At 62.3% G+C, this 17,435-nt stretch carries 11 protein-coding genes and 2 pseudogenes; 4 read left to right on the forward strand and 9 right to left on the reverse strand.

Annotated features, from left to right (window positions below):
* Positions 1–50: 50 nt before the first annotated feature.
* Entirely contained in the window at positions 51–1,289 is a 1,239-nt protein-coding gene (locus tag ABH945_RS08040; protein ID WP_429250218.1) for an HlyD family efflux transporter periplasmic adaptor subunit, read from the forward strand.
* A pseudogene (locus tag ABH945_RS08045) lies at positions 1,290–2,888 on the forward strand (DHA2 family efflux MFS transporter permease subunit); the annotation flags it as partial. It lies immediately after the preceding gene.
* 120 nt (positions 2,889–3,008) lie between these two features.
* On the opposite strand, the gene truB reads toward ABH945_RS08045, so the two are convergent.
* The 9 genes from truB to ABH945_RS08090 form a co-directional block, all read right to left on the reverse strand.
* A complete protein-coding gene (gene truB / locus ABH945_RS08050; RefSeq protein ID WP_074763749.1) occupies positions 3,009–3,944 on the reverse strand; it encodes a tRNA pseudouridine(55) synthase TruB in 936 nt (311 codons plus the stop codon).
* A gap of 117 nt (positions 3,945–4,061) precedes the next feature.
* Positions 4,062–4,427 carry a 30S ribosome-binding factor RbfA gene (gene rbfA / locus ABH945_RS08055; protein ID WP_074763748.1) on the reverse strand — a complete coding sequence of 122 codons (366 nt, stop codon included), beginning with the start codon at positions 4,425–4,427 and terminating at the stop codon, positions 4,062–4,064.
* A 188-nt stretch (positions 4,428–4,615) separates the two neighbouring features.
* Positions 4,616–7,579, reverse strand: a complete 2,964-nt coding sequence (gene infB / locus ABH945_RS08060; RefSeq protein ID WP_074763747.1) for a translation initiation factor IF-2 — start codon at positions 7,577–7,579, stop codon at positions 4,616–4,618.
* Positions 7,580–7,673: 94 nt separating this feature from the next.
* Entirely contained in the window at positions 7,674–9,149 is a 1,476-nt protein-coding gene (gene nusA / locus ABH945_RS08065; RefSeq protein WP_074763746.1) for a transcription termination factor NusA, read from the reverse strand.
* On the reverse strand, positions 9,146–9,604 hold the full coding sequence (gene rimP, locus ABH945_RS08070) for a ribosome maturation factor RimP (protein WP_074763745.1): 459 nt from the start codon (positions 9,602–9,604) through the stop codon (positions 9,146–9,148). Before rimP ends, nusA begins: the two co-directional genes overlap by 4 nt.
* A 579-nt stretch (positions 9,605–10,183) precedes the next feature.
* Positions 10,184–12,061, reverse strand: a complete 1,878-nt coding sequence (gene rluB, locus ABH945_RS08075) for a 23S rRNA pseudouridine(2605) synthase RluB (protein WP_429250219.1) — start codon at positions 12,059–12,061, stop codon at positions 10,184–10,186.
* A gap of 64 nt (positions 12,062–12,125) precedes the next feature.
* Positions 12,126–13,247, reverse strand: coding sequence for an SMC-Scp complex subunit ScpB (gene scpB, locus ABH945_RS08080; protein WP_429250220.1), 1,122 nt, complete (start codon positions 13,245–13,247; stop codon positions 12,126–12,128).
* 384 nt (positions 13,248–13,631) lie between these two features.
* Complete coding sequence (locus ABH945_RS08085; protein ID WP_429250221.1) at positions 13,632–14,843, reverse strand: pyridoxal phosphate-dependent aminotransferase; 1,212 nt, start codon at positions 14,841–14,843, stop codon at positions 13,632–13,634.
* A gap of 299 nt (positions 14,844–15,142) precedes the next feature.
* Positions 15,143–16,045, reverse strand: a complete 903-nt coding sequence (locus tag ABH945_RS08090) for a LysR family transcriptional regulator (RefSeq protein WP_074763741.1) — start codon at positions 16,043–16,045, stop codon at positions 15,143–15,145.
* A 406-nt stretch (positions 16,046–16,451) separates the two neighbouring features.
* Between ABH945_RS08090 and ABH945_RS08095 the strand changes: the two are divergent.
* Positions 16,452–16,847: pseudogene (locus tag ABH945_RS08095) on the forward strand (transposase); the annotation flags it as partial.
* 305 nt (positions 16,848–17,152) lie between these two features.
* A complete protein-coding gene (locus ABH945_RS08100) occupies positions 17,153–17,407 on the forward strand; it encodes a hypothetical protein (RefSeq protein ID WP_429250222.1) in 255 nt (84 codons plus the stop codon).
* Positions 17,408–17,435: the final 28 nt, after the last annotated feature.

Below are 17,435 nucleotides of genomic sequence, written 5' to 3' on the forward strand. Positions count from 1 at the left end.
CACGAACATCCGAATAAACGACGACGCTTGAGAGAACCCGGAGCACATCAATGAGCACCCCCCAGCAGCCCGCCGCCCCGCAACAGCCGGCGAACAACGGCAAACGCAAGCGCATGATGACGCTGCTCGTCATCGTGATCCTGATTGCCGCGATCGCGTACGGCCTTTACTACTTCCTCGTCGCACGCTTCACCGAAAGCACCGACGACGCGTACGTGAACGGCAACGTCGTTCAGATCACGCCGCAAGTGACCGGCACCGTGGTCAGCGTGAATGCAGACGACACGCAAACCGTGAAGGCCGGCGACCCGGTCGTCGTGCTCGATCCGGCTGACGCACGCGTCACGCTCGAGCAGACCGAAGCGAATCTGGCGCAGACGGTGCGTCAGGTGCGCGGTATTTTCGTCGACGACAACCAGTACGCCGCGCAAGTCGCACAGCGTCAGGCCGATCTGTCGCGCGCTCAGGACGACCTGAAGCGCCGTCTGACGGTCGCGCAAACCGGCGCGGTGTCGCAGGAAGAAATCTCGCACGCACGCGACGCCGTGAAGAGCGCGCAAGCCTCTGTCGACGCCGCCCAGCAACAACTGGCGTCGAACCGCGCGTTGACCGCGAACACCACGATCGCGAGCCATCCGAACGTGCAGGCCGCCGCCGCGAAGGTCCGCGACGCGTACCTGAACAACGCGCGTAACAACCTGCCGGCGCCGGTCACCGGCTATGTCGCGAAACGCTCGGTGCAGGTCGGCCAGCGCGTGTCGCCGGGCACCCCACTGATGGCGATCGTGCCGCTGAACAGCTTGTGGATCGACGCAAACTTCAAGGAAGTGCAACTGCGTCATATGCGGATCGGCCAGCCGGTTGAAATGACGGCTGACGTGTACGGTTCGTCGGTGGTGTATCACGGCAAGGTGATCGGCTTCTCGGCCGGCACGGGTTCGGCGTTCTCGCTGCTGCCCGCGCAAAACGCGACCGGCAACTGGATCAAGGTGGTGCAGCGCCTGCCGGTGCGTATCTCGCTCGATCCGGCCGATCTCGAGAAGCACCCGCTGCGCATCGGCCTGTCGATGCAGGTCGACGTGAGCATCAAGGACGACAACGGCGGCCACCTCGGCGACGCGCCGAACACGGTCTACCAGACCGACGTGTTCGCGAAGTTCGGCGACGAAGCCGATGCCGAAGTTGCCCGCATCATCGCGGAAAACGCCGGTCCGAATGGCGGCGCGAAGAAGTCGGCGCAAACCGGCGCCGACGCTGCTGTCCCGGCCGCCAAGCCGGCCAAGAGCTGATCCCAGCCGCGTGACGATTCAAACAAGGCTTCTTTAATGGCTCAGGCTCAGGCGCAGCTCCCTCACCCGCCGCTCGAGGGAGCGCAACTGGTAATCGGCACCATCGCGGTGTCGCTTGCCGTTTTTATGAACGTGCTCGACACGTCGATTGCCAACGTGTCGATCCCGTCCATTTCGGGCGATCTCGGCGTCTCGTCCGACCAGGGCACGTGGGTCATTACGTCGTTCGCGGTCGCCAACGCAATCTCGGTGCCGCTAACCGGCTGGCTCACCGACCGTATTGGTCAGGTGCGTCTGTTCATGGCGTCGATCATCCTGTTCGTGATCTCGTCGTGGATGTGCGGCCTCGCGCCCACCCTGCCGTTTTTGCTGGCGTCGCGCGTGCTGCAGGGCGCGGTCGCCGGACCGATGATTCCGCTGTCGCAAACGCTGCTGCTCGCCAGCTACCCACGCGCAAAAGCGCCCATGGCGTTATCGATGTGGGCCATGACCACGCTGATCGCGCCGGTGGCCGGCCCGATTCTCGGCGGCTGGATTTCCGACAACATCTCCTGGCCGTGGATTTTCTACGTCAACATTCCGGTCGGGATCATTGCGGCTCTCGCGACGTGGATGATCTTCCGCAACCGCGATTCGGTGATCCGCAAAGCGCCGATCGACGGCGTCGGACTCGGTCTGCTGATCGTCTGGGTCGGCTCGCTTCAGGTGATGCTCGACAAGGGCAAGGACCTCGACTGGTTTTCGTCGACGACGGTCGTCGTGCTGGCGCTGGTCGCGGTCATTGCGCTCGCGTTCTTTATCGTGTGGGAACTGACGGCGAAGCATCCGGTGGTCGACCTGTCGCTGTTCGCGCGGCGCAACTTCACCGGCGGGACCATCGCGCTATCCATCGGCTACGGGCTCTACTTCGGCAATCTCGTGTTGCTGCCGCTGTGGCTGCAAACCGACATCGGCTACACCGCGACCGAAGCCGGGCTGGTGATGGCGCCGGTCGGTCTGTTCGCGGTGCTGCTGTCGCCGATTACGGGCAAGATTTTGCCGCGCACCGATCCGCGCTATATCGCGACGCTGTCGTTTCTGGTGTTCGCGCTGTGTTTCTGGATGCGCTCGCGTTATACGACCGGTGTGGACACCAACTCGCTGTTGATCCCCACGTTGATTCAGGGCATCGGCATGGCGGGGTTCTTTATCCCGCTGGTGTCGATCACGCTGTCGGGTCTGCCGGGCAACCGGATTCCCGCAGCGTCGGGTCTGTCGAATTTCGTGCGGATCATGTGCGGCGGTATCGGCACGTCGATTTTCCAGACCGCGTGGGATCACCGTACGATCATGCATCACGCGCAACTGGCCGCGCAGGCTAACGTGTACAACCCGGTGTTCGATCAGTCGATCCGGCAAATGGGTGCGGCGGGTTTTAGTCAGTCGCAGGCGTACGGGCTGTTCAACACGATGGCCACGCAGCAAGCCGCACAGTTGGGCGTGAACGATCTGTTCTTCATGTCAGCCGGTATTTTTGTGGCGCTGATTGCGCTGATCTGGATTACCAAACCGGAACGCGCCGGCGGTGATGCGGGTGCGGCGGCTGCAGCGGCGCATTGAGATTCAAAGGCCGCCGTCTTCCTGATCTGACTGCGGTATGAAAAAGGCGGGACTGCTTTCGAGCAGTCCCGCCTTTTTTCGTACTGGCGTAGGTCGCCTGAGTAATCGCTTGCGATAACGCTAGCTAGCCGCCGTCACCACCAGCCGCTCCGGCGCAAGCACGCCCTCGCCTTGCTTCGCAACCCCCAACAAGCGGCCCTGCGCGGCATACACCCTCACGCGCGGTGCGTTCACGGCGTCGGAGGAAATCGTCAACTCCGACAGTTTCAGACGCTGGCCGTGCAGAAACCGCCGCGTTTCATCCTCGTTCAACTCGATACGCGGGAATGTCGACAGCAACGCGTCCACCGGTTGCAGCCACGTGTCGCGCTCGGCTTCTGTCGCGTCCGACAACGCATCGAGCGTCACCGAATTCTCGAGCGTCAGCGCTCCGACTCCGGTACGCCGCAGCGCAACCAGATGCGCGCCGCACCCCAGCGCTTCGCCAATGTCTTCGGCCAGCGTGCGCACGTAGGTGCCCTTGCTGCACGTCACGCGAAATGACACGTCCGGCAACGCACACGCGATCAATTCGAGCTTGAGGATCGTGACCTGACGCCCTTCGCGCTCCACAGTCTGACCGGCACGCGCGTACTCGTACAACGGCTTGCCGTCTCGCTTGAGCGCGGAGTACATCGGCGGAACCTGGGTGATTTCGCCGAGGAATTGCGGAAGCACCGCTTGCACCGCCGCCTCGTCGCACGTGACTTCGCGCGTATCGATCGCTTCGCCTTCGGCGTCGCCGGTGGTCGTACGAATGCCGAGGCGCATGGTGGCCTCGTAGGTCTTGTCGGCTTCGAGCAGGTCTTGCGAAAACTTGGTGGCTTCGCCGAAACACAGCGGCAGCAAACCGGTCGCGAGAGGATCGAGCGTGCCGGTGTGGCCCGCTTTTTTCGCCAGATAGAGACGCTTGGCGCGGATCAGCGCGTCGTTGCTCGACAGGCCGAGCGGCTTGTCGAGCAGCAGCACGCCGTCGAGCGCGCGACGCGGCACGCGGGGGCGTTGAGGTGCGGTCATGTCAAAAAAGCAGAGACTTCGATGGATACGGAAAACAGCACTAAACAGTGGCGCATTGCGTGTTGCGCGTAGAAACCAATACCACTGCCACGTCCGCGATTGCGGCTAACGCCGCGCTCAGTCTTCCTTGGCGCGCGAGGCGTTGGCTTCGTCGATCAGACGCGACATTTCGACGGCACGCTCGATCGTCTTGTCGTAGTGGAAATGCAGCGTCGGAACGGTATGGATGTGCAGGCGTTTGAACAGTTGATTGTGTAGATGACCGGCCGCGTGGACCAACGCTTCGAGAGTCTGTTGCGGGTCGCCCGTCAACGTCGTGAAGAAGACTTTCGCGTGCGCGTAGTCCGGCGTCAGTTCGACGCTCTGAATCGTGACAATGCCGATGCGCGGGTCCTTGACCTCGCGCAGCAGCTCGGACAGATCGCGCTGGATCTGATCGGCAATCTGCACATTGCGATTAGGGGAAGTACGTTTCTTAGGCATGGTGTTATGTGATCCGATCTGACGGATGCAAAAAAGTTGTTCGCGCGACCATGGTTTTCGGCTAACCGGGCGGCCAATAGACAAATGGCCCGGTGGACAAAACCGGCCTGCGCGAAACGGCGGCCCCAAAAACAACGGGCGGAGCGGGCGTTAAAGCCCGCTCCGCCCGTTGAGCCGTGCCGCGTGAATTACAGCGTACGCGCGACTTCGGTGATCTCGAAGACTTCGAACTGATCGCCTTCGACGATATCGTTGAAGTTCTTGATCGACATACCGCACTCGAAGCCCTGGCGGACTTCCTTGACGTCGTCCTTGAAGCGCTTGAGCGAATCGAGCTCGCCCGTGAAGATCACGACGTTGTTGCGCAACACGCGCACCGACGACGAGCGCTTGACGAAACCGTCCGTGACCATACAACCGGCCACTGCACCGATCTTCGGTACCTTGAAGACCTGACGCACTTCGACCGTACCCGTCACGATTTCGCGCTTCTCCGGTGCCAGCATGCCCGACATCGCTGCCTTCACGTCATCTACTGCGTCATAGATGATGTTGTAGTAACGAATATCGACGCCGTTCGACTCCGCCAGCTTGCGAGCTTGGGCATCCGCACGGGTGTTGAAGCCGATGATGACCGCCTTCGATGCCGTTGCCAGGTTGACGTCCGACTCGCTGATACCGCCCACCGCGCCGTGCACGATCTGCACGCGCACTTCATCGGTCGAAAGCTTGAGCAGCGACTGCACCAACGCTTCCTGCGAGCCCTGCACGTCGGCCTTCACGATGAGCGGCATATACGCCACTTCGCCTTCGCCCATCTGTTCCAGCATGTTCTCGAGCTTCGCGGCCTGTTGCTTGGCCAGCTTGACGTCGCGGAACTTGCCTTGACGGAACAGCGCCACTTCACGCGCCTTGCGGTCGTCCGGCATGACGATGACTTCTTCGCCAGCCTGCGGGACTTCCGACAAACCCTGAATTTCGACCGGGATCGACGGACCTGCCGACTTGGTCGGCTTGCCGGTTTCGTCGAGCATGGCTCGCACACGACCGTAAGCGCTACCTGCCAGCACCACGTCGCCGCGGTTCAACGTACCCGACTGGACCAGGATCGTTGCAACCGGACCCTTACCCTTGTCGAGCTTCGCTTCGATAACCAGACCCTTGGCCGGCGCCTCGACCGGTGCCTTCAGTTCCAGCACTTCGGCTTGCAGCAACACGTTTTCGAGCAGATCGTCGATGCCCGCGCCGGTTTTTGCCGACACCGGAACGAACGGCGATTCGCCACCGTATTCTTCCGGCACGACGCCTTCCGCGACGAGTTCCTGCTTCACGCGTTCCAGATTCGCATCCGGCTTGTCGATCTTGTTGATCGCAACGACGAGCGGCACGCCGCCAGCCTTCGCGTGGGCAATCGCTTCCTTCGTCTGCGGCATCACGCCGTCGTCGGCTGCGACCACCAGAATCACGATGTCGGTTGCCTTCGCACCGCGAGCACGCATTGCCGTAAAGGCTTCGTGACCCGGCGTGTCAAGGAACGTAATCACGCCACGCGGCGTTTCGACGTGGTAAGCGCCAATGTGCTGCGTAATGCCGCCTGCTTCACCCGCTGCAACCTTCGCACGGCGGATGTAGTCGAGCAGCGAGGTCTTGCCGTGGTCGACGTGACCCATGACCGTGACGACCGGCGGACGCGGCAGAGCTTCCGCATCCGACACTTCGCCTTCGACCAGCATCGCTTCCGGATCGTCCAGCTTGGCCGCAACCGCGTGGTGGCCCAGTTCTTCGACGATAATCATCGCCGTTTCCTGGTCCAGCATCTGGTTGATCGTGACCATCTGGCCGAGCTTCATCATCGACTTGATGACTTCCGATGCCTTCACCGACATCTTGTGCGCCAGGTCGGCAACCGTAATGGTTTCCGGCACATGCACTTCACGCACGATCGGTTCGGTCGGCGCCTGGAACGTGGTGTTCTGATCCTGATGCTTGCCGCGACCCTTCGGGCCACCGCGCCAGCCGCGATCCACACCGCCGCTCGTGTCGCCACGCGTCTTGATGCCGCGACGCTTCGCTGCGTCGTCCTGCCAGCCGCCCTTGCCGCCGCCAGGCTTCTTCTTGTCGCCAGCGGACGGTGCGGTGGTGGCTGCCGGAGCCGCAGCAGCCGGCTTCTTCGCAGCCGGACGAGCCGCTGCTTCACCCGCCGGACGTGCCGGCTTGTGCAGCGTACCCTTGGCTTCGGCGGCCTTGGCCGGCTCAGCGGGCTTCGGTGCCGGTTCCGGTGCCTTGACCTGTGCCTTGCGCGGCGTATTCATCATTTCGCGGATAGCGCGTGCTTCGGCTTCAGCCGCTGCACGGCGCTTGGCGATCTGTTCCTGCTCGGCACGCGCTTTGTCGGCTGCCTGACGCGCAGCGTCTTCAGCCTTCTTCGCGGCTTCGCGTTGAGCAGCGCGTTCGGCCGCTGCGCGTTCGTCGTCCTGCTCGCTTTCTTTCGCGACTGCCGGCTCCGCAGCCTTGGCTGCCACTGCCGGTTCGACCTTTGCGGCAACAGGTTGCGCAGCTTGCGCAGTCTGCTGCGCCTTCTCGCGAGCTGCCGCCTCGGCCGCAGCCGCCGCGCGCTTCTTCGCCGCGTCTTCTTCCGCACGCTTGCGCTCGGCTTCAGCAGCCAGCTCGCGTGCCTGACGCTCCGCTTCTTCGCGCTCGAGTTGTTCCTGACGCGCCTTCAACTCCTGAGCCTGCTTTTCGAGCAGTTCAGCTTCGTGACGAGCTTCCTCTTCACGACGTTGAAGTTCGAGGTCGTCGACCTCGGCTTCGGCCACATGATTCGATGCATCCCCGCCTTCGGCCGAGGCTTCGTCGCGGCGGACGAAAGTACGCTTCTTACGCACCTCGACCTGAATGGTGCGAGCTTTGCCCGTCGCGTCGGATTGTTTGATCTCCGACGTATGCCGTTTCGTCAGCGTGATCTTGCGCTTGTCCGCATCAGTCGAGCCGTGAGACTTGCGCAAGTGGTCGAGCAGACGCGCCTTGTCCGTTTCGGACAAGCTGTCGTCTTCGCTCGCTTTTGTGACGCCCGCCGCCTGCAGCTGCTCGAGCAGCACGCCTGCAGGCATTTTCAGTTCCGCGGCAAATTGGGCTACGTTGTTACTCGCCATTCATTCCTCTTAATGCAAGGACCGATTCCTTGCGGTTAGCATCGGGTCATGCGGCCTGACGGCCGCGTTCAATTTAGTGCGCCATGGTCATTTCTCACTGGAACCAGTGTTCACGTGCTTTCATGATCAACGCCTTAGCGGCATCCTCTTCCATTCCGGTCATCTCGACCAGTTCATCCACGGCCAGTTCGGCGAGTTCGTCGCGCGTCTGCACCTGATGTTCAGCCAGCTTTGCGAGCAGGTCGGCGTCCATGCCGTCCAGGCTCTTCAGGTCGAGTGCTACATTTTCGACCTTTTCTTCATTCGCGATAGCTTGCGTGAGCAACGCGTCGCGCGAGCGGTTACGCAGTTCGTGAACGGTGTCTTCGTCGAATGCTTCGATTTCGAGCATTTCGTTGAGCGGCACATAAGCGATCTCTTCGAGGCTCGTGAAGCCTTCGTCGATCAGGATGTCGGCAACTTCTTCGTCGACATCGAGACGCGCCATGAACAGGTCACGCAGTACACCGCGTTCCTGATTCTGCTTTTGCGCAGATTCGTCCGGCGTCATGATGTTGATCTGCCAGCCGGTGAGTTCGCTGGCAAGACGCACGTTCTGGCCGCTGCGGCCGATCGCGACCGCCAATTCGTTTTCGTCTACGACGACGTCCATCGAATGCTTTTCTTCATCGACGACGATCGACTGGACGGCTGCCGGCGCGAGCGCGCCGATCACAAACTGTGCGGGATCTTCCGACCATAGCACGATGTCGACGTTTTCGCCACCGAGCTCGTTGCGCACAGCCTGCACGCGCGAGCCGCGAATACCGACGCAGGTGCCGATCGGATCGATACGCTTGTCGTACGCGACCACGCCGATCTTGGCGCGAACGCCCGGATCGCGAGCCGCCGCCTTGATTTCCAGCAGGCCCTGTTCGATTTCTGGCACTTCCATTTCGAACAGCTTCATCAGGAATTCGGGCGCCGTACGCGACAGTTCGATCTGCGGACCGCGAGCGGTGCGATCGACCTTGGCGATATAGGCGCGCACGCGGTCGCCCACGCGCAGATTTTCCTTCGGAATCAGCTGATCGCGGCGCAGAAGCGCTTCGACACGGCCGGTTTCGACGATGAAGTTGCCCTTGTCGAGGCGCTTCACCGAGCCGGTCATGATGTGCTCGCCGCGCTCGAGGAAGTCGTTCAGGATCTGCTCGCGCTCGGCGTCGCGCACCTTCTGCAGGATGACCTGCTTGGCGGCCTGCGCGCCGATACGGCCGAATTCGATCGACGGCACCGGTTCTTCGATGAACTCGTCGAGTTGAATCTCGGGTTGCTGTTCACGTGCTTCGAACAACAGAATTTCCTGATCCGGCTCCTGCAGACCGGCTTCATCCGGCACCACTTTCCAGCGGCGAAACGTTTCGTGCTCGCCGCTTTCACGGTCGATGTGGACGCGGATGTCCGCGTCTTCTTCGAAGAGTTTCTTGGAGGCCGAAGCGAGAGCCGCTTCGAGCGCGGCAAATACCACGTCTTTGTCGACATTCTTCTCGCGTGCCAGCGCATCCACCAGCATCAACACTTCGCGACTCATTGTTTGCGGCTCCTAAAGTCAACTTGCGGAACGAGGCGTGCTTTGTCCATGTCCGCGAGCGTGAAATCGAGCATCGCGGCGCCTTCCTTCCCTTCAAATTCCAGACCGATCGTCTCGCCTTGCGGAGCATGCAGGATGCCCCGGTACGATTTCCGTCCGTCCAATGGCTTTTTCAATGTGATTACCGCTTCGCTGCCTGCGAAGCGTTCGAAATCCGCCAGTTTCTTCAGCGGGCGGTCGAGACCGGGCGACGACACTTCAAGCCGCTCGTAATCGATATTTTCGACCGTCAGAACGTGCTGGAGCTGACGCGTGACTTTCTCGCAGTCTTCGATCGCGATGCCGGCCGGCTGGTCGATATAAATGCACATCATGCCGCGCCCGGTGCGCTCGAGATCGACGAGCTCGTAGCCGAGTCCCACGACCGTGGTTTCAATCAGTTCCGTCAGTTGCACATTGCCCTCTTAGATGTTCGCGCAGCGAGCCTGCCGCTTGTTTTGCAAACAACCAATGCGGGCCGCGCGCCAAGCCGGCGCACGTTCGTGCGTACCCGAGATGCCGAACCACGATTAACTGAGCGGCAAAAAAAAATGGGCTAAACGCCCATCATCTTATTACCGGTGGTCGCACCTGAGCCGCACATGAAAAGCCGCACGCCCAGCGACTTCGCGATTGTAGCCATTTTTCAGGACAAACGCAAACCGCAGAACGCTGCGTGAAGCGCATTTCCGCTTGATTTCATGGGAATCTTTCGACGATACGGCGACACGCAGAGCCTTTTGCAAGGCGGCCCGGACAGTACCGAAGCACTATCGTGCAACCAGGAGCAAATCAGACTTGCCCCTATTTTTGGCCGTGCCACGGTTTTATGCGTTGGATGAAACTATGGCGCTCATCGATTGAATCTGACGGTGGTTCGCGAAAAGCGGTAAAAGCGATTTGCGACCAACCGTCTTACATTGCAGCTTTATTCTCCGATCGCCCGGCTTAGCTGCCGGGCAACCTTCAAACAGAGTCAGATTCGGCAGCGAGGTTTAACGGCCACGAGAGCGGCCGCGCGGCGCGCCGCCGCTACGATTGCCACCAGCCGGGTTGGCATTGCCGCCAGCGCGGTTCGCGTTGCCGCCACGATTGCCTGCCGGACCGCGGCCGCCGCCATTGCCCGGATTCGCGCCGCCCGCAGCGCGCTTGCCGCCGCCACTGCGGTTGCCGTTGCCCGACGGCGCACGATTGCCGTCGACCTCACGGCCACCACGCGGACCCGCTGCGCCACCCATGGAGCCACCGCCAAAACCGCTCGCTCCACGGCCCGTGCCGCGATTGCCATAGCCGCCACCGCTACCGGCGCCGCCACCGAAACTACCGCCCGTACCGCCGCCAAAACCGCCACCCGCCGCACCGCGACGGCCTTGCCCCTGACCACGCGGCTGCTGCTCAAAGCGGCTGTGCGACATCAACACCGGCTCACGGCCGATAAAGCCCATCGACGTCTGCATCGGATCCGGCTGCTTACGCTCGGGCGCCGAGTTGCGGCTGCCACGCTCTTCCGTGGGCGCCTTCAGGCCCACCGACGCCATCAGCGCCCGCACCTGGTTGTCCTCAAGCTCTTCGTAACGACCGCGCTTCAAGCCCTTTGGCAGCGAAATCGCGCCGTGACGCGTGCGGATCAGGCGGCTGACCATCAAGCCGGCAGCTTCGAACATACGACGCACTTCGCGATTGCGCCCTTCGGCCAACGCGACGTGATACCAGTGATTGGTACCCTCGCCGCCGCCGTCGCGGATACGCAGGAAGTTCGCCGGACCGTCTTCCAGTTCGACACCGTGAAGCAGCTTCTGACGCATGCCTTCAGCCAGCTCGCCGACCACGCGCACCGCATATTCACGCTCGACGCTATAACGCGGGTGCATGAAACGGTTCGCCAGATCGCCCGACGTGGTCAGCATCAGCAGACCTTCGGTATTGAAGTCGAGACGGCCGACTGCGAGCCACTTGGCCGTTTTCATCGGCGGCAGCTTGTCGAACACCGATGGACGGCCTTCCGGGTCAGCATGGCTGACGATTTCGCCGGTCGGTTTGTGATACAGCAGCACGCGCGGCGGCTTGTTGGCCAGCTTGCGCTTGACCGGCTTGCCGTTGATGCGAACCTGGTCGGTCGGCATGATGCGCTGACCGATGTGAGCCGGCTCGCCGTTCACCGAAACGCGTCCGGCAACGATCAACTCTTCCATGTCGCGACGCGAGCCCATGCCTGCTTCGGCGAGCACCTTGTGCAGCTTCGGCGCGTCGTCGTCGGCGGCCAGCACGCGCTTCGGCGCGGCGGGCTTGCCACGGCGCAGCATCGGCGCGCGCACGCCGCCGGTGGCGCTGTTATCCGCGTCGAACGCAGGCGACGTGACGTAGGAAAAGAGGTCGTCCTGACCCGCTTCCGCCGGTGCGGGTGCCGCCGACGCTTCGCCGCCACGGCGGTTGTTCTGACGCTGACCACCCTCACGCGGCTGACGCTCGCGCTGGCCTTCACGGGGAGCAGCGCCCTCGCGCTGACCACCCTCGCGCTTCGCGCCGCCCGCATTGCGGCGCGGGCCTTGGCCCTTGGCGCCAGCGTCCTTGCGTGGCATACGTACTTGCGCGACCACTTCGCCGTCCGGCGGCGCTTCGGTGACGACCGGCGCGCCTTGCGCGGGTGCGCCTTCGGCGCCCTTCGTCTTCGCTCCGGCGCGGCGGCGCGCGATCAGGCTGCGCGGTCCGCGACGCAAGCCGCGGCGCGGACGGTCTTCGCCGTCAGCTTCCGTGGACTGCGCCGGGCGCTCGCCCTCGCCGGCCGACGCTTGCGTGGTGCGAGCTTCGTCGGCCCGTGCCGACGGCACGGCGCGCTCGGATTCGGACGAATCGGTGTCGTGGGTATGTGTCAAAACAACCTCAAAATGTCAGGTCGCGCACGCCCGTTGCGGGCGTGGCAAAAAAAGTTCGGTTACGTCAGGCGCTGCGCGACTCGGGTTCGTCGTCGGTCAGAACGCCTGCGTCCTGTGCGGCATCGCGGCGATCTTCAGGATCGCCGTGCGCCGCCGTGGTCGGATTCGGCTCGGCGGCGTGCTCCGTATCGCGGAGTACGCCCGAGTCGTGCGCGGGTATTGCCGGATCGGCCTGGGAGACCGGATCGTGATTCTGTGCGGGCTCGGCGATGCCGGCCTGCGGTTCTGCATGCGCCTTTTCGGCGTGTTCTGGCGTGGCCGGTGAGCCTGCGGCATCAAAATGCGGCGTCGTTGCCGGTGCAGCGGGATCAGTAACGTTATCGATCGACCCAACTGCGACGGTACTACTTACTGCTTCTGGCGCGGTGGCCGCTGCGTCGATATTCGTATCCGCTGCCGTCGTCGTAGCGCTGGCTGCTTCAGCCTTCGCTTCGACTTCGCTCCCGCCTTCCTCGAACGCCGTGGCCGTAGAGTCAAAACTCACGGTTTGCGCCGCCGCTTCAGCCGCCAAGTCGCCGGCGTCGCCTTCCTCACCTGATACGAGAGTCTGCGCAACCTCGGCGTCGGCGAATTCGATCGCATGCTGACCGAGCAGATCCGCATTCAACTGAGCCGACGGATCGGCCAGCGGCGGCAACTCGTCGAGCGCGCGCAGACCGAGGTCGTCGAGAAACTGCCTCGTAGTCGCGTACAGCGCCGGACGGCCCGGCACATCGCGATGACCGATCACTTCGATCCAGTTACGGTCCTCGAGTTGCTTGACGACCTGCGTATTCACTGTGACGCCACGAATTTCTTCGATATCGCCTCGCGTGACCGGCTGTCGGTACGCAATGATCGCGAGCGTTTCGAGCACCGCGCGCGAATATTTCGGCGGCTTTTCAGGATGCAAACGATCCAGATACGAACGCATCGCGGGCTTGCTTTGAAACCGCCAGCCCGACGCCAGCCCGACCAACTCCACACCGCGCCCAGACCAGTCCTGCTTGAGGTCTTCGAGCAAAGTCCGAACGGTGTCTGCCGACACGCCGTCGGCAAAGAGCTTGCGTAACTCGCCGAGCTTTAACGGCTCCTGCGCGCAGATCAAGGCAGTCTCGAGGACGATCTTCGCCTCTTGGGTATTCATGCAGCTAGGTCAGACCCTGTGGTCAAAGAACCGGATCAAACAGACGATGTGGAACTGAAGACGCGCTCGCCCGATTCTGATCGGTCATATTGATGGGAGCACGCACCGGGGGGAGGCGAAACAGACTATCGAGCCAAACCCAGCCGGACGGAGCAGCGATATTCCTGAAAGGAATCGCGTGACTGAGCGCCATATTACGCAAAAACAATCAGTGCGTAAAGACGAAATCCCCGACGCATTTTCTGGCCGGGCGGTGGCCGGCGTGCTTTAGCCGAAAAGCGGGTGTCGCCGGGAGAAACGCCGCTCTTTCCGACCAGACTTTTCAGTCGCTCTTTTCAGCCAGCACGCCAACCGGCTCTCAGCCAGCATTCACTAGACTGTTCCCTATTGCGCCAGAAAGCGCTTCAGACGCTCGACGCCCGCGTCGAGTCGCGCCGTATCGCACGCATAGCACCAGCGCACGAAACCTTCGCCCTGTGGACCAAATGCGCTGCCAGGCGCTATGCCAAGCCCAACTTCGCGCACCATGGCTTTACACAAATCCAGGCTGTGCTCGGCTCCTGGCATCGAGAAAAACAGATACATCGCACCCGGCGGCGCCTTTACGTCAACTCCCGGCAGTTCGGAAAGCGCGCGCACCAGGTGGTCTCGCGAGGTTTTCAGGTCGCGCACCAGTTCCTGCGTATAGCGCTCGCCCTGCTGAACGGCTGCGATCCCCGCCTGCTGCACGAAAGACGGCGCGCACGAAGTGTTGTACTCGACCAGCTTACCCAGGTCGTCCATCAAACCCGCAGGTGCGACTATCCAGCCAAGCCGCCAGCCGGTCATCAGCCACGCCTTCGAAAACGAATTCACGCAGATCACACGCTCGTCGCGCCCGGCCAGATCGAGAAACGACGGTGCTGTGCGGGCCGATGAGCCTTCTGCGCCCGCATCCGCGTCGGCGTAATACAGGCGCTCGTAGACTTCGTCAGCGACGATCCAGATGCCGTGGAGACGGCAATGCGCCAGCACGGTGCGCTGCTCGTCGCGGCTCATCACCCAGCCGGTCGGATTGTTCGGCGAGTTGATCAGCAGCATTCGGGTGTCGGGCGTCAGCGCCGCGAGCAATCGCTCGATGTCGAGCTGCCAGCCATGTTCGCCATAGTTAAGCGCGACCGTTTCGACATGGGCACCAAGAATTTTCGGAATCTCGACCAGATTCGGCCACAACGGGGTGACGGCAACCACACGATCACGTGCACCGACGACCAGTTGCGAAGCAAGCATCAGTGCGTTGACACCAGCGCTGGTCACCGCGATGTGATCCGCCGACGTCGCGCCGTGCAGTCCGGTCACATAACCCGCCAGCGCCGCGCGCAATGGCGCAATGCCCAGGTTATGCGTGTAGAACGTCGCGCCGTCTGCCAGAGCAGCGCTGGCGGCTTCGCGGATGAAGGCCGGCGTGACCCGATCGGACTCGCCGAACCAGAACGGCAGCACGTCGCTGACGCCAAAACCGGCGTTGGCGACTTCGCGGATTTGCGAAGGACGCAGCGCGCGCACGGCGTCGCGCGCATTCGGGATGAAGGGCACAGGCAGGTCCGACACGCTCATCGAGGCTTCCAGACGGGTTAGAGGTAGGGATTGACGCTTAAGGAAGCTGCCAGTTTATCGCGGCGTCTATTTTCGGAGCGGCGAAGTCGCCCATCTCCGGTTCGAATGGAGGTCGCCGTGCAAGTCCAAAGCGTCATCACAAACATGAACAAGATGGCGTAGGCCTTGGTAGCAGCGAGCGGCCGGGCGACAGTCCGTTGTGGCGTGGCGCCTGAACTCAGTCCATGAGACGTAAAGCCACCCCGCCCCAGCTTCCCAACAATTGGGCTTTCTTCATGAGCGACCAAGCCCTGTCCCGCCTAATTCAAATCCTCCGCCCGCGCCGGCAGTTGCCGGATCAACCCCCACACAGCTTCCGCTGCCGGTGAGAGCGACCGGTCCCGCCGCCGCACCAATTCGACCGTGCGCTCCGCTCGCGGCACGAGCGGCCGCGCGACCAGCGCCGCGCCCGCCGGCAAGGGCAACGCCAGCCACGGCAGCACGCTGACGCCGACGCCGGCCTCCACCAGCCCAAAAACGGTCGCGGAATGCCCTAACTCCTGCACCACCGTGGCGCTTACGCCGTGCGCCTGCATCACGGCGTCGATAATCGGCCGGCTACCCGACGCGTAATCGAGCATCACCAACTGCTGGCCTTCCAGATCCGCCCACGCAACCTGCTCCTGTGCTGCCAGCGGGTGATCGTCGCGAAAGACCACGCAGAACGAGTCGGTCATCAGCGACTCGCTGATGAGATCGTCGGCGGAAAAAGGGCCGATGATCACCCCGAAATCGACCTCGCCCGACTTGACCTTGCGCACCACGTCGCTCTGCACGTCGTCGCGCAGTCCCAAGGTGATGTACGGAAACTGTTGCATGCACGACGCCACCACGCGTGGCATCAGCCGGTAAGCCACGGTGGGGCTGGCGGCCACTACCACGCGTCCTCGGCGCTGCTCGCCGATTTCTCGGATTTCGCGCAATGCGTCGTCCAGATCGGTCAACAGCCGCGACACGCTCGACACCAGATTGCCGCCGACATCGGTCAGTTGCACCTCGCGCGTGGTCCGGTCGATCAGCTTGAGACCGATCTCGCTCTCCAGTTCGCGCACGCAGCGACTTACCGCCGATTGCGTCAGACCAATCTCATCTCCCGCCCGGCTAAAACTCTGCAGACGCGCGACCTCAATGAAAACCCTTAGCTGACGCAACGTCACATTCATTTGTCAACCTCATTAATAGCTTTGTTTGATGCGCATTGTAGGGTCAAAAAGCTTACTGGGGGCCATCTTCGTGCTTTCGCTGCAATGCAGCAATAAGGCGCAAGCGCACGCTGGTCGGGCCTGATTGCACAAGATTGGTGATTGTCCCGATTTGCGGGATGGGTTTTTTGGATTCTCATACGCCCCTAGCTAGCGCCCGCGCTGGCCCGCCGCTACGGGGCTTTCAGGGAGTCGGAATCAACTTGGCACACTTCATGCATTTACATGCACACAGGGTCGGCGCCATGACTTCCGATTTTTGAGAGACGTGGCAAGCCCGATCCCCTTGGCACTCGCCTATCGAGTGCATGGAGAGTGCGCGGCGCGGGGCAGCGCACCGGAGTTAGCTTCGCTGAGGTGAAACATGATGCTGTTCGACGATTTGAGAGACAACGAGTGGGCGCTGGTCGAGGCTTTGTTCTGTGCCGAGCCGGCACGGAGTGAACGGCGTGGCCGGCCTCGCGTGGAAGCGCGCGCGGTTGTGAACGCTGTGCTTTGGGTGCTGTCGACGGGCGAAGGCTGGTCCAAACTGCCGGGCCGTTATCCGTCGCCTCCGACTTGCCGCCGTCGATTCGACGAATGGCAAGCCGATGGTACGCTCGCCGAAATAGTTAAGCGACTCGGCACGAGCGGCCGTGAAATTTCGCTGCGCGGCCGGATTGGTGCGACCGCGGCGAAACCGCCGGCACCGCCGAGCCGCGACCGCCTGCGCGGCGCATTCTGGACCAATCCGGAATCGTGGCGCGCGCCGGTCAAGATGGCCTGACACGAATTACTGCCGCCGGTCGCCCAGGGCGACCGGCGTACTTTCGAGTTGCCGTGTTGTTGCGAATCCACCACTCGCCGCAGCCATAGTGGGCACCGCCAACCGGCGCGCCCAACGCAGTCGTCGCTTTCACCTCACCGTCACGTCAGCGCTTTTTTCGCTGCTTCAGGCAACTGAAGCAGCGCGCTGATTGCTGATGAAACATCCATTTACTATTACTTACAGCGTGCTTTCGCTACTCGGCATATGTTTATACGTATGCAAAACAGGCCTTGAGTTGATCGGCTTGACGGGAGCTCAGCATGAAACCAATGTCACTGCTTCTGTGCGGCATTGTGATTTCATCAATGGCCGCACCGACGCTCGCACAGGAGCGTCAACAGGCTTGGAACTGGCGGCCGGATCGCACGGCCAGCCTTGAATCGTGGCAGGAAAGTCAGACGCGTAGCCGCGACTTCACGCCACCGGCACCGCGCGGAGATTTGCGCGGCGATATTGCCAGTAATGTTCGGACGCGTCCGGAAGCCCCGCGGGAAGATTCGACGCGCCGGAGGTGAGGTGTTGGCAGGTGGCTTTGGCAAATTT

Source organism: Paraburkholderia sp. GAS333 (assembly GCF_050435665.1).
GTDB classification, from domain to species: domain Bacteria; phylum Pseudomonadota; class Gammaproteobacteria; order Burkholderiales; family Burkholderiaceae; genus Paraburkholderia; species Paraburkholderia fungorum_A.